Origin of the sequence: Streptomyces sp. NBC_00388, from assembly GCF_036061255.1 — a bacterium.
Lineage (GTDB): Bacteria > Actinomycetota > Actinomycetes > Streptomycetales > Streptomycetaceae > Streptomyces.
Map to the genome: position 1 here is coordinate 1,808,769 of NZ_CP107948.1, position 13,149 is coordinate 1,821,917.

Annotated in this window: 10 protein-coding genes; 6 read left to right on the forward strand and 4 right to left on the reverse strand. The window is 72.4% G+C overall.

The window, feature by feature from the left end; genetic code table 11:
- Nucleotides 1-26: 26 nt before the first annotated feature.
- From OG917_RS08335 to OG917_RS08360, 6 genes are all read left to right on the forward strand, one after another.
- Nucleotides 27-560 (forward strand): hypothetical protein, encoded by a 534-nt coding sequence (locus OG917_RS08335; protein WP_328316908.1) that lies wholly within the window; start codon nucleotides 27-29, stop codon nucleotides 558-560.
- A gap of 290 nt (nucleotides 561-850) precedes the next feature.
- Nucleotides 851-2,143 carry an ABC transporter substrate-binding protein gene (locus OG917_RS08340; protein ID WP_328316909.1) on the forward strand — a complete coding sequence of 431 codons (1,293 nt, stop codon included), beginning with the start codon at nucleotides 851-853 and terminating at the stop codon, nucleotides 2,141-2,143.
- Nucleotides 2,144-2,161: 18 nt separating this feature from the next.
- A complete protein-coding gene (locus tag OG917_RS08345; protein ID WP_328321741.1) occupies nucleotides 2,162-3,085 on the forward strand; it encodes a carbohydrate ABC transporter permease in 924 nt (307 codons plus the stop codon).
- A 24-nt stretch (nucleotides 3,086-3,109) separates the two neighbouring features.
- Nucleotides 3,110-3,937 (forward strand): carbohydrate ABC transporter permease, encoded by an 828-nt coding sequence (locus OG917_RS08350; RefSeq protein WP_328321743.1) that lies wholly within the window; start codon nucleotides 3,110-3,112, stop codon nucleotides 3,935-3,937.
- Complete coding sequence (locus OG917_RS08355) at nucleotides 3,934-4,929, forward strand: LacI family DNA-binding transcriptional regulator (RefSeq protein WP_328316910.1); 996 nt, start codon at nucleotides 3,934-3,936, stop codon at nucleotides 4,927-4,929. Before OG917_RS08350 ends, OG917_RS08355 begins: the two co-directional genes overlap by 4 nt.
- 18 nt (nucleotides 4,930-4,947) lie before the next feature.
- Complete coding sequence (locus tag OG917_RS08360; protein ID WP_328316911.1) at nucleotides 4,948-6,885, forward strand: cellulase family glycosylhydrolase; 1,938 nt, start codon at nucleotides 4,948-4,950, stop codon at nucleotides 6,883-6,885.
- An 89-nt stretch (nucleotides 6,886-6,974) separates the two neighbouring features.
- On the opposite strand, the gene OG917_RS08365 is transcribed toward OG917_RS08360, so the two are convergent.
- From OG917_RS08365 to OG917_RS08380, 4 genes are all read right to left on the reverse strand, one after another.
- Nucleotides 6,975-7,403, reverse strand: a complete 429-nt coding sequence (locus tag OG917_RS08365) for a hypothetical protein (RefSeq protein ID WP_328316912.1) — start codon at nucleotides 7,401-7,403, stop codon at nucleotides 6,975-6,977.
- A gap of 40 nt (nucleotides 7,404-7,443) precedes the next feature.
- Entirely contained in the window at nucleotides 7,444-8,610 is a 1,167-nt protein-coding gene (locus tag OG917_RS08370; RefSeq protein WP_328316913.1) for an SWIM zinc finger family protein, read from the reverse strand.
- Complete coding sequence (locus OG917_RS08375) at nucleotides 8,607-11,480, reverse strand: DEAD/DEAH box helicase (RefSeq protein ID WP_443058924.1); 2,874 nt, start codon at nucleotides 11,478-11,480, stop codon at nucleotides 8,607-8,609. The genes OG917_RS08370 and OG917_RS08375 overlap by 4 nt, the downstream gene beginning before the upstream one ends.
- Nucleotides 11,481-11,601: 121 nt before the next feature.
- Complete coding sequence (locus tag OG917_RS08380; RefSeq protein WP_328316915.1) at nucleotides 11,602-13,065, reverse strand: carboxylesterase/lipase family protein; 1,464 nt, start codon at nucleotides 13,063-13,065, stop codon at nucleotides 11,602-11,604.
- Between the last annotated feature and the right edge of the window lie 84 nt (nucleotides 13,066-13,149).

Consider the following 13,149-nt stretch of genomic DNA (forward strand, 5'->3'; position numbering starts at 1 on the left):
ACCGCCCAGGGGGGAAGTACCTCTCCATGACGGATCGCCCGCTGCTCCTCATCGACGTGGATGGCCCCCTCAACCCGTACGCCGCCAGGTTCGCCCGGCTGCGCGGCTACGAGACACACCGCCTCCATCCGGCGGTCTGGCTCGCCCGCCAGACCCCGGGCTCACGGTCCCACCGCCGCGGTCTGCGCGTCCGTCTCCACCCGGGACACGGCGCCCGCCTCAGCGCGCTCCCCTTCGAACTGGCGTGGGCCACCACCTGGATGCACCAGGCGAACGAGATGATCGCCCCGTCCATCGGCCTGCCGGGCACTCTCCCGGTCATCGAATGGCCCGAACTCTTCGCCAAGGACCCCGAGGGCCTCTACTGGAAGACCCGCCCTCTCCTGGAGTGGGCCGCGGGCCGCCCGTTCGCCTGGGTGGACGACCTCATCACCGACCTGGACACGGCCCATGTGACGGCGCACCATGACGCGCCGTCGCTTCTGCTGCGCATCCACCCCGGACGCGGCCTGCGCGAAGCGGACTTCCGTACGCTGACGGAGTGGGCCGGGTCCCTGTGACGCCCGGCGGGGTACCGGTGCACCGCCCGGCGACGGCCGGACCGTGACCGCGCGCACCGGACCCCGTATCCCGGCCCCGGCCGAGCGATGCGCACCAGGCCCCGCACACCGCCCATAACGAGCCGAAGGCCCCGTATCCACCCGCTCCCCGTCACCCCATTCCACCATGTGCAACGGGGGGTTGACCGCTCCCCCGCGGCCTCGTACGGTGCTCGCACCCCGGAGGTATATCGATTAACCACCTCCCCGGCACCCCTGCTCCCCTGCTCCCCCGTAGGAGGCCGCACGCCGTGCGTTCCATGCTGAATCGCCGTGGATTCCTCTCCGCGGGCGCGGCCGTCGCCGCCGGTGTCTCCGTTCCCGGACTGTCCGGGTGCGGGATGCTCGGAGGGGACGAGTCCGACCCCGACACCCTGGTCATCCACAGTTCGCTGGGCGGCACCGCGCCCGGCTCCGCGACCTACCGGGCCGTGCTGGACACGTTCCGCAAGGAGAACCCCGGGATCAAGATCAAGAGTCTGATCAACGGGGACGAGCTGGGGCAGGTCTACGAGACCTCGCGGCTGGCGCACAAAGAGGCCGACGTCGTCATGGTCAACCTCTATGACAAGACCGTCTCCTGGACCGGGCTCGGCGCCACGGTGACCGTCAACGGCTACCTCGACGACTGGGACCTGCGCAAGCGCATCCTGCCCGCCGCGCTCGCCGAGTGGACCGACGACAAGGGCCGGCTGCGCGCCCTCCCGTACATAGCGAGCAACTGGCCGGTCGCCTTCAACCGCGGCGTGATGCGCAAGGCCGGCGTGGAGGACATCCCGCTCACCGGGGACGCCCTGATCGCAGCGGCGAAGAAGCTCCGCGCCAAGGGCACCGCCCCCGTCACCATCGGCGGCAACGACTGGACGGGGCAGAAGCTCCTCGCCCAGATCATCCAGTCCTTCCTCACCGCCGACCAGGCCAAGAAGCTCTATGCCACAGGTGACTTCAGCGGGATCAGGGGCGCGCGCGAGGGCATCGAGTACTTCGTCGAGCTGCGGGACGCCGGGGTCTTCACCGACAAGGCCCAGGGGCTCACCACCGACTCGATGACCACGCAGTTCAATACCGGGGCCGCCGCCATGCAGTCGGCCATGTCCTCGGCCCTCGCCCGGGTTCCCGACAACGTTGCCAGCCATACGGATGTCGGCGGCTGGCCCTTGCCGCCCGGCGCGGTGCACGACAAGCCGACCATCCTGCGGACCTTCACGGTCTCCGGATTCTGGGTCAGCCCCAACGGCACCAAGAAGATCGAGACCGTCGAGAAGTTCGTCCGCTTCATGTACCGGCCGGAGATCGTCAGCCGGTTCATCAAGGAGGGCGGCCGGGACATGGCGGTGCGGACGGACACCCTCAGCGACCAGTTCCCGCTGGTCGCCAAGGCGCAGCAGCTCGGCAGCAGCGTCAGCCAGGTCGTGCTGCCCGACCTCTACGTACCGCCGTCGGCCGTCCAGCCGATGATCCAGGCCACCAGCACCGCCTTCACCCCGGGCGTCAGCTCCCGCCGAATTGTCTCCGCGCTCCAGGGCGCGTACCGCAACGCCTGAGGAGGCAACCCCGTGACGATGACCTCATCCGTCAGGCCCGCCTCCCAGCAGGCCGCCCCGCCCTCCGCCGCCCGGCGCAAGCAGCGAGGTCCGCGCACCACCGTCCTCGCGCTGCCCGCCCTCGTCTGGTACCTGGTCTTCATGGTCGGGCCGATGGTCGCGATCTTCGTGATCGCCGCCCTGCACTGGCCCGGGATGCTCCAGCCGACGTCCTTCGCCGGCTTCGACAATTTCCGTGCCCTCTTCGACGATCCGGTCTTCTGGCAGGCGGTGCGCAACACCGGTCTGCAGATGGTCATCGCGCTTCCCGTGATGATCGTCTGTGCCTACATGGTCGGGTACTACGTCGCCCAGAAACCGCCGGGCCACCGGGTGATCCGCTATCTGCTGTTCGTCCCCGGGCTCATCTCCACCCCGGCCAAGGCCATGGTCTTCTACGCCGCCCTCTCCCCGGACGGCCTGGTCAACGGCTTCCTGAAGTCCGCCGGCCTCGGATCGGTGACCGACGCCTGGCTCGCCAACCCCGACACCGCGCTCTACTGCCTGATCGCGCTCGACGTCTGGGCCGGGATCGGCTTCACCGCCGTCCTCTTCGCCGCACGCCTCGACAGCGTGCCCGAGGAGATCGGTGAGGCGGCGCAGCTGGACGGCGCCGGGCACTGGCGTGCCATGTGGCGCATCCATTTCCCGGTCATCAAGGAGTACGTCGGTGTCGTCACGATGCTCCAGTTCCTCTGGACGCTCTTCGGCTCCGCGCAGCAGGTGCTGCTGCTGACCCAGGGCGGGCCGGCCAACTCGTCGACCACGCTGTCCTTCCTCGTCTACGAGAAGGCCTTCATGGAGAGCGACCTCGGCTACAGCCAGGCCGTCGGCGTGGTCCTCTTCCTCGCAGGTCTCGCCGGGCTGCTCGCCATCCGCCGCGCCTTCCGCCAGAGCTACTGACAGGAGCCCGACCCCATGGCCACCGTGAAGTTCAGAAAGTCCTGGCTCCCCGCACACATTCTGGTGTGGGCGTACGCCGTGCTGCTCGCCATCCCGCTGTACTACTTCCTGGCGTCGGCCTTCAAGTCCAACGAGGCCATCTTCGCCCATCCGCTCGCCCCGCCGACCTCGTTCGGCTTCGGGAACTTCCGTACGGCGTTCGAGAGCGCCGATCTGGGGATGGCGATCCTCAACTCCGGGATCGTCACGGTGTTCTCACTGGCGCTGACGCTGGGGCTCGCCATACCCGCGGCGTTCTCCCTGGCCCGGGCGCAGGGCCGGGTCGGCGCCGCCATCGAGCGGATCTTCTCGCTCGGGTTCCTCATCCCCACCTTCGCCGCGCTCTTCCCCACCTTCCTGCTCTCCGCGGCCACCGGGCTCTTCCACACCCGGCTGTTCATGGTGCTGTTCCTGCCCGCCACCGCCATGCCGCTGTCGGTGGTCATCCTCATCCAGTTCATGCGCACCATCCCGCACGAGATGGAGGAGGCCGCGCGGATCGACGGCGCCTCGACCTTCGGTGTGCTGCGGCACATCTACACCCCGATGTGCATGCCGGGCATCGCGACGGTGCTGCTGCTGAACTTCCTGACCTTCTGGAACGAGTACCTGTACTCCCTGATCATCATCGGCCCCGACCCCGACCTCCGGACCATTCAGGTCGCCCTGCCGACCCTGAAGTCGCAGATCGGCACCGACTACGGCATCCTCACGGCCGGCACGATCCTGACCCTCGTCCCGGTCTGGATCATGTACACGCTGCTGCAGAGGCGGATGCAGCAGGCCCTGGTCAGCGGCGCGGTGAAGATGTGAGTCCGGGCCCGCAGGCCGGCCCCCGGCCCACGATCAAGGACGTCGCCGCGGAGGCCGGAGTCTCCACCGCCGCGGTGTCCAAGGTCTTCAACAACACCGGCCGGATCTCCGAGCCCACCCGGCGCCGGGTCCTGGAGACGGCCGGGCGGCTCGGCTGGTCGCCCAGCGCGTCGGCGAGCGCGCTGCGCCGGTCCCGTACGCACACGATCGCGATGGTCGTACGCCGGCCCACCGACGTGCTGGGTACCGATCTGCACTTCTCCGAGCTGATCACGGGGCTGGAGAGCGAGCTGTCGCCCCGTGGATACGGGCTGCTGCTGCACCTGACCGGTGATGTGCGCGAGGAGACCGCGCTCTACGAGCGGCTCGCGGCCGAGGGCCGGGTCGACGGGGCCGTTCTGACCGAGCACCGCGCCGACGACCCCCGGCCGCCCCTCCTCGAACGGCTCGGGCTGCCCGCCGTGCTGCTGGGCACGGCACACGGCAGCGGAGTCAGCGAAGCCGTCCGTCATCTGCTGGACCTGGGCCACCGGCGCATCGCCTACGTCACCGGCCCGACCGGGCTGCTGCACACCCGCTTCCGCCGGCAGGTCTTCGAGGAGACCCTGGCCGCGGCGGACCTGACCCCGGTCGCCGTGGTCCACACGGACTTCACCGAAGCGGCGGCGACCGCCGCCACCGAGCAGCTGCTCGCCCTCGAACCGCGCCCGACCGCCATCGTCTACGCCAACGACTCGATGGCGGTGTGCGGCATCGGCACCGCGCAGCGCGCCGGACTCTCCGTCCCCGGCGGACTCTCCGTCATCGGCTACGACAACCTGCCGGTCGGCAGCTGGATCCACCCCCGGCTGACCACGGTCGACCAGTACGTCCAGCAGGCCGGCGCAGCCGCAGCCCGGGCGCTGCTCGCGCAGTGCGGCGAGGACGTACCCACTGAACCCCTCACCGGACAACCCCGGCTCGTGGTACGCGAGTCGACCGGTCCCGTCTGATTTTCTGGAGCACGAGACATGCAGCGCCACAGCGCCAAGCTCGCCCACGACCCGGCCGTTCTGCCCTGGCTCGGCGCCAACTTCTGGTCCCGCACCGGCGGGCCCCTGATGTGGCGGAACTACGATCCCCGTGTGGTGCGCGAGGAGCTCGCCGTGCTGCGCGAGCACGGGCTCAACATGACCCGCTCCTTCTTCTACTGGCCCGACTTCCACCCCGAGCCGCACCGGATCGACGAGGAACTGTGCGCCCGCTTCCGGGACTTCCTCGACGCGCACACCGAGTACGGGATGGGCACGGTCCCCACCTTCATCGTCGGCCACATGTCGGGAGAGAACTGGGACCCGGTGTGGCGCGCCGGACGCGACCTCTACGAGGACGTGTGGATGGTCGGCCGGCAGGCCTGGTTCGCGAGTGAGATGACCCGGCGCTTCAAGGACCACGCGGCCGTCACCGGGTGGCTGATCACCAATGAGATGCCGGGGTACGGGCGGATCTACCAGGTCGACCCGCCGTCGTCGGACGTGGTGACCGCGTGGGCGCAGTCGATGTGCAACGCGGTACGGGCCGCGGGCGGCACCCAGCCCGTCTCGCTCGGCGACGGCGCGTGGGGGCAGGAGGTGACCGGGCGCGACAACGGGTTCTCGCTGCGCGAGACCGCCGAGTACGTCGATTTCGTCGGCCCGCACGTCTACCGCTCCGACACCGACATGGTCCGCCAGCACTACCGCGCGGCCTTCGAGTGCGAACTGGCGTCGGTGACCGGCCAGCCGGTGGTCCTGGAGGAGTTCGGCCTCTCCACGGACACCGTGTCGGCGCGCAACGCGGGCGTGTACTACCGCCAGACGCTGCACAATTCGCTGCTGGGCGGGGCGACGGGCTGGATCGCCTGGAACAACACCGACTACGACGACCTGTGGGACCAGTCGCCGTACGACCATCACCCCTTCGAGATGCACTTCGGCATCACGGACAGCGAGGGGCGCGCGAAGGAGCCGCTGCGGGAGCTCGCCGCCTTCTCCGCCGTCCTCGGACAGGTGGACTTCGCCCGGTGCCGGCGGTCGGACGCCGGCGCCGCGCTGGTCGTCCCCGCCTTCCTGGAGCGCGGCTATCCGTACAGCAGGCCCGCGGACCGTCCGCTGATCTTCTCCTCGCTGCAGCAGGGCTACGTCGCCGCACACGGCGCCGATCTGCCGGTCGGGTTCGTCCGCGAGGCTGACGGTCTCGCCGACGACGTGCAGCTGTATCTGCTCCCTTCGACCCGCCAGCTGACGACCAGGACCCGGCGGGACCTGGAGCGGCGGGCCCGCGAGGGGGCGACGGTCTACCTGTCGTTCTGCTCGGGCGAGCACCCGGCGACCCGGGGGCCGTGGTTCCACGATCTGGACGGGCTCTTCGGCGTGGAGCACCAGCTGTCGTACGGGGTCACCGAGCCGATCGAGGACCCCGTGCTCGACCTGACCTTCACCGAGGACTTCGGGCCGCTGAAGGCCGGTGAGACCCTGAGCTTCCCGGTCGCGGGGAACGAGGACAGCATCGCCTATCTGCCCGTCGTACCGACGAGCGCCCGCGTGGTGGCCACGGACGCACACGGCCGGCCGGCGCTGCTGGTGAACGAGACCGGGGAGGGCCGGACCGTGCTCGCCACCTATCCGCTGGAACACATGGCCGCACGCACCGCGCGCGTCAACCCCGAGCAGACGCACCGGCTGTACGAAGCGCTCGCGGACGTCGCCGGAGTGGCCCGCCCGGTGACGGTGGACACCCCGTACGTCAGCGCCGATGTGCTGGTCCACGAGGACGGCAGGCGCTTCGTCTGGCTGGTGAGCCAGTCGCAGTCCGCGCTGACCGTACGGCCGGGCGGAGGCCGGTTCTTCGGCCTGGGCGCGGAGACGGAGACGGAGACGCCGGAGGTCACGCTGGAGCCCTACGGGGTGCGGGTGCTGGAACTGCGCTGACGGGCCGGGGACGCGGGGGCGCCGCGTCCCCGGGCCGGTCGGTCCGCCGCGCCCGGGGGTGTGCGGCCGAGGGGTGGCGAGCCGGCTCGTCAGCCCTGGCCGCCGGAGCTCAGATTCTCGATGTTCCCGGCCTGGACCACGATGCCGTGGTGCGCGACCCCGGTGAAGCTGTTGCTGACGCTGCCGATCTGCGGGGCGGACCGTGCGGGCGCCAATTCGTCCAGCAGCGCGCGCAGTTCCGCGGCGGCCTCCGGGTCGGCCTGCAGGGCGCGGCGCATCCGCAGCCGCCACTCGCCCCGCACGTCGGCCGCGGCCTCCTCGTCGCCGTCGCGCCGGGCGGCGGCCAGCTCGGCGCGTGCCGCGTCCAGTTCGGCGGCGAGCGCGCCGGGATCCGCACCGCCGCGGCGGGCCAGGAAGGCTGCCACCCGGTCCCGTGTCCTGGACCACGCGTCGGTCGCCATCTGCTGTACGAGCGCCGTCGCCCCTGCCGTGACCAGCGCTGTCAACTCCGCGTCCACTGCGCCCCCTTCACTCGGTGACCGATTCACTCGGTGAAGGTTAGCGCCGGAGCGCCTCCACCGGGTCGGGGTGCGGGGTGTTCCTGGGCCACCAGTCGTCCCGGCCCGGGTCTGATTCGTAGGCGTACCAGCGGCTGTCCCGGCCGAAGCGGAGCTGGTGGCTGCCGCCGGGGACGGTCAGCCAGTTCCGCGACGGCTGGAAGCGCGGCAGCCCGGCGGCGGCAAGGGCCGGGCGGGCCCGGTCGAAGGGACCGGCGGGCGGGTCCCAGGGCGTTTCCAGTACGGCCAGGCCATCCACCCCGCCCTGCCGCCAGGCGGCGACCGCACGGGCCAGGTCGGTCGGGCTGCGGCCGGTGGCCGAAGCGAGGGCGCGGTAGAGCGTGCGGGTGGTGGCGGTCAGCCCGGCGGTGGGCCGGGCGGCTGCCAGCCGGACCGCGTCCTGCCAGGGGGTGAGGCCGCTGACGGGGTCGGCGCCGGTGGTCAGGAGCGTGTGGGCGCGCGCGGCGGCGTCGGTGGCGAGGTCGTCGAGGGCCGACGGGTCCGGAGCCCCGGGCGCGCCGGGGTAGGCGGGCGGGCGCCCGGGGTACGGCCCGGTGGGCAGTGGCGCGGGCAGCGGCGGCAGGAACCGGGGGGCGAGCGCCTCCCGCGCGGTGACTCCGGGGGCGGGCGGCGCGGCGGGCTGCTCACGTGCGGACCGGGCCGCGTTGCGCCGGGCCAGCTCGTCGAGGAGTTCGCGCTCGGTTCTGCCGCGCATCAGGAGCAGGACGAACGGATCGGCGTCGAGCAGGCGGGCCGTCTCGTAGCAGAGGGCGGCGGCGTGCTTGCAGGGGCGTCCGCTGTCCGGGCAGGTACAGGAGGGGACGAGGTCGCCCGGTGCCGGGAGCAGGGCGACGCCCGCCTCGGCAGCGGCGTCGACGAGCGAGTGGGGCATGTCCTTGTCGAGCAGGGCGGCGATGTGGCCGGGGTGGGAGGCGGCCGCCTCCAGGAAGAGGTCCCAGTCGGCGCCGGAGAGCGTGTGCAGCCGCAGTTCCGCCCGGTAGGGGCGTGGGCGGCTGCCCTGCACGTAGGCGAGGATGCGGCCCGGCGTGACGTTCACCGCGGCGACATGGCCACCGTCCGCGTAGCTCCTGCCCCGTTCGAGGCGTCCCGCGTCGAGCGACAGTGCTTCGAGGGCGGCCACCCAGGCGTTCCCCCACCAGCTGCTCATGCGTGCCTCCGCAGGGAGACCAGGTCGGCCAGCTCCGCGTCGCCCAGCTCGGTGAGGGCGCTCTCACCGGAGCCGAGCACGGCGTCGGCCAGCGCGCGCTTGGCCGTCAGCATCTCGGCGATCCGGTCCTCCACGGTGCCCTCCGTGATCAGCCGGTGGACCTGCACGGGCTGGGTCTGGCCGATGCGGTAGGCGCGGTCGGTCGCCTGTTCCTCGACGGCCGGGTTCCACCAGCGGTCGAAGTGGACGACATGACCGGCCCTGGTGAGGTTCAGCCCGGTCCCCGCCGCTTTGAGGGAGAGCAGGAAGACCGGGCACTCGCCCGCCTGGAAACGGTCCACCATCTCCTCCCGCCGGGCCACCGGCGTCCCGCCGTGCAGCAGCTGCGAGGGGATGCCGCGCGCGGTGAGGTGTGCGGAGATCAGCCGCGCCATCGCCACGTACTGGGTGAAGACCAGGACGGCCCCGCCGGAACCGCCCTCCGCGAGGATGGTGTCGAGCAGTTCGTCCAGGAGGGCCAGCTTCCCCGAGCGCCCGGCGAGGCGGGAGGGGCCTTCCTTCAGGTACTGGGCGGGGTGGTTGCAGATCTGCTTGAGCGCGGTGAGCAGCTTCATGATCTGGGCGCGCCGGCCACTCCCCTCACCTGCTTCGATGACCGCCATCGACTCGCGGACGACTGCCTGGTAGAGCGAGGCCTGTTCCCTGGTGAGCGGGACGGGGTGATCGGTCTCCGTCTTCGGCGGCAGTTCGGGGGCGATACCGGGGTCGGACTTCCTGCGCCGCAGCAGGAAGGGCCTGACGAGCCGGGCCAGCCGCTCGACGGCGCCGTCCTCCTCACCGTTCTCGACGATCCGGGCGTGACGGGCGCGGAAGGCCTTCAGTGGCCCGAGCAGCCCCGGGGTCGTCCAGTCGAGGAGAGCCCACAGCTCCGAGAGGTTGTTCTCGACGGGTGTGCCGGTGAGCGCGACCCGTGCCGGGGCGGGGATGGTGCGCAGGGCCCTGGCCGTCGCCGCGTGGGGGTTCTTGATGTGCTGTGCCTCGTCGGCGACGACCATGCCCCAGGAGTGCCCGGCCAGCTCGGCGGCGCTGGTGCGCATCGTCCCGTACGTCGTGAGGACGAAGCCTCCTTCGGCGCCGGCCAGTGAGCGGTCGGTGCCGTGGAAGCGGCGGACCGGCACACCCGGGGCGAAGCGGGTGATCTCACGCTGCCAGTTGCCGAGCAGTGACGCGGGGCAGACCACCAGGGTGGGCTCGGTACGGGCGCGGTGCAGATGGAGGGCGATGAGCGTGATCGTCTTGCCGAGGCCCATGTCGTCGGCGAGGCAGCCGCCGAGGCCGAGCGAGGTCATCAGGTCGAGCCAGCCGAGGCCCCTCAGCTGGTAGTCGCGCAGGGTGGCATCGAGACCCGCGGGCTGCGGCAGGGGCGCCGTTTCCGACGTGAGCCTGGCGCGCAGGGCCGCGAGCGCGCCGACCGGGACCGCTTCGACCGTCTCGCCGTCCACGTCGGCGCTCCCCGTGAGCGCCACCGACAGCGCGTCCACGGGGGTGAGCAGCCCCAGTTCACGCTTGCGTGCCTTCCGCACGAGAGCCGGGTCGATGACGACCCACTGGTCGCGCAACCGCACGATCGGACGGTGTGCCTCGGCCAGGATGTCCATCTCGGATTCGGTCAGCCGGTCGTCGCCGACGGCCAGTTGCCAGCTGAAGGAGAAGAGCTGCCCGGCGTCGAAGAAGGGGCTGCCGTCCGTGGCCGATCCGGGCGCGGGTCTGACGACGGCGGCAGCGGTGAGCGACCTGACCAGGTCCCGCGGCCAGTGCACGGCCACACCCGCCGCGGCGAGCCGCGCGGCCGCCGGCCCGAGCAGCTCGTACAACTCGTCCTCGGACAGGGGCAGTACGTCGGGCACGGGCCGGTCGAGGAGCCCGGCGAGCGGCGGCCACACCCGTGCCGCGCGCCGCAGCGCCAGAACGGCCTCGACCCGGACGCGCGGCCCGAAGTGCTCGTCGCCGTCCCCCGCCCAGAGCCGTCCCGCGTCGGCCACCAGCGTCGGATCGGCGAGGCTGTGCACCTGGACGACGGCCGCGGCGGCCCGCCGCTCCGGGGCCGCGGGACGGCCGTCCGCCACGGAGCTGTCCGCATCGGGCGCGTCGTCCGCGCGGTCGAACAGCTCGTATCCGGAGAGGTCCAGCCGCAGGGAGACCTCCACGCCCGCGTCCGCACCGGCCGCCACCTCGGCCGCCCACTCGCGCAGCCCCGGCAGCCGCTGCGGTGCACGGGCGGCGTAGGCCGTCCCTGCCGCGTGCGCCGCTGCCGGGGTGCGGGGCAGGGTGTCGGCGACGGCGTCGCAGAACGAACGGAGCAGCCCTTCGGGCTCGGGGAGCTCCAGGGGAGTGCGGCCGGGCAGCGGGACCGCGTGCGCCTCGGGAGGCATGGCGGCGGCCACGGCCCGCAGATGCGCGACGTCCTCCGCGTCCAGCGGCCCGGCCCGCCAGGCGTCCTGGTCGTCGGCGGTCAGTCCGGGCAGGAACCGCCCCCGCGCGGCGAGGTGCAGCGCGTGCAGCGCCGCCGCGCCCCAGCAGCGGGCCGCGGGGTGGGCCACCGGGGAGTGCCGGGCGGCGACCAGCAGTGGCAGCGCCTCGGCAAGGGGCAGCAGCACGGCGGACACCGTACGGCGCCGGACCGCTGTCCCCTGTCTCCGTACGACCACGAGCTCGTCGGGGCCGGCCGCCTCGCCCTCCGGGTCCCAGAAGGCGAACCGCCCCTCGCGGGGCAGGGGCGCGGGCAGGAAGACGGCGGCCTGCCGGGTGAGCGCCGCGGGCCCGGCGCCGCCCGCACGCCGTGTCTCCGCTGTCCCGCGCACCCCGCTCACCTGCCTCTCCGCCCTGGATCCCAGCCTCTCTGCGAGTGTAGGCGCGGGGTCCGACAGCGCCGGCCGGGCGACGGCCGCGGGCGGGCCACTGCCCGGCGCCGGGCTGAGCAGCGCAGAGGGCTCAGCGCACCCCGTCCCACAGGGTCCGCTCCGCGGGACGCGGGTCGTCGACGGGTCCGGACCTGTCGGCGAAGACCATCGTGGTGCGGTCGGCGGGTCCGTACGCCGGCCACCCCGGGTCCCCGGTCCCGGCGAAGGCGACCCAGGCGCCGTGCACGGTGTCGGCGAGCGCCTGGGGCGGGTGGCCGCCGATCATCGGGAGGTACGCCGGATCGTGCAGGTTGTCGAAGACGAAGCCCAGCTCGCACGCGTGGCAGGCGCCGAGTCTGCCGTCGAACTGCGGTGAGCGCCAGGCGAATTCGTAGACATGCGAGCCGGGGACGGCCTCCGCCAGCCGGAGCGCGGGGATCCGGTAGAACCAGTCGGTCGCCAGCGCGTCGAGCAGTTCGCCCGGGCTCGCCTCCGTACGGTCCGCGCGGTAGACCGCGAGTGCCCTGTCCGGGTCGAGTCCGTACACCGCGGCGGCCTTGCGCAGCCGCTCCTCCGTGATGGTGTCCATCCGCCCGGTGGGGACCATGAAGAGGCGGTTCTCCTCCCGGTTGCTGCCGACGAGCAGACCGACACCGCAGTCAGGGCCCGGCAGGGTGAGGCCGGGAGCGACCGGCTCGAACGGCATCGCGTTCAGCGCGGCCTCCCCCCACAGGGCCGGATCGGGGCGGCTCCCGATCTCCGCGCGCAGCTCCCCCTGGGAACGCAGCAGGGTCGCGAGCGGCAGGGCGGCGAACTCCTCCGCGGTCGGAGCGACGCCCAGCAGCCCGGCGAGCCGCCCGGCGATCAGCCGGGCGGAGCGGGGGCGCAGGAAGTGGTGTGCGCCCCCGCTCTGCAGGATGGCCCGCCGGAAGAGGCCGCGGGCCGCCTCCATCCCCAGCAGCAGTCCGATGCTCATGGCACCGGCCGACTCCCCGAAGACCGTGACGCGATCGGGGTCACCGCCGAAGGAGGCGATGTTCTCGCGCACCCACTCCAGGGCCGCGATCTGGTCGAGCAGCCCGCGGTTGTCGGGCGCGCCCTCCAGACTCAGGAAGCCGTCCGCGCCCAGCCGGTAGTTGACCGTCACACAGACCACACCGTCGCGGGCGAACGCCCTGCCGTCGTAGGCGGACGCCGACCCCGAACCGTTCGCGAAGGCCCCGCCGTGCAGCCACACCATGACGGGGAGGCCGCCGTTGGGCCCCGGCTCGGGCGTCCAGACGCTGAGGTTGAGGCAGTTCTCGCCGTCCCTCCCGGAGTCCTCGGGGATGAGAAGGTCGAACGGGGGCGCGTACGGGACTTTCGGCGCGGTCGCACCGTGGTCCCGTGCGTCCCTTACGCCCTGCCACGGTGCCGGCGGCGCCGGCGCACGGAACCTGCGGGGGCCGAAGGGCGGCGCCGCATAAGGGATCCCCAGGAAGGACGCCACCCCCGCGCCGTCCATCCGGCCGCGGACGGCGCCCCGCCGGGTCATGCACACCGGTTCCATCTGCATCAGATCTCCGCTCTCCGATACGGGTCCCGCCGATACGGTCCCGTCGCTCCCTGTCCCGCTGCCGAAGAAGAAGCAGAGCCGGGC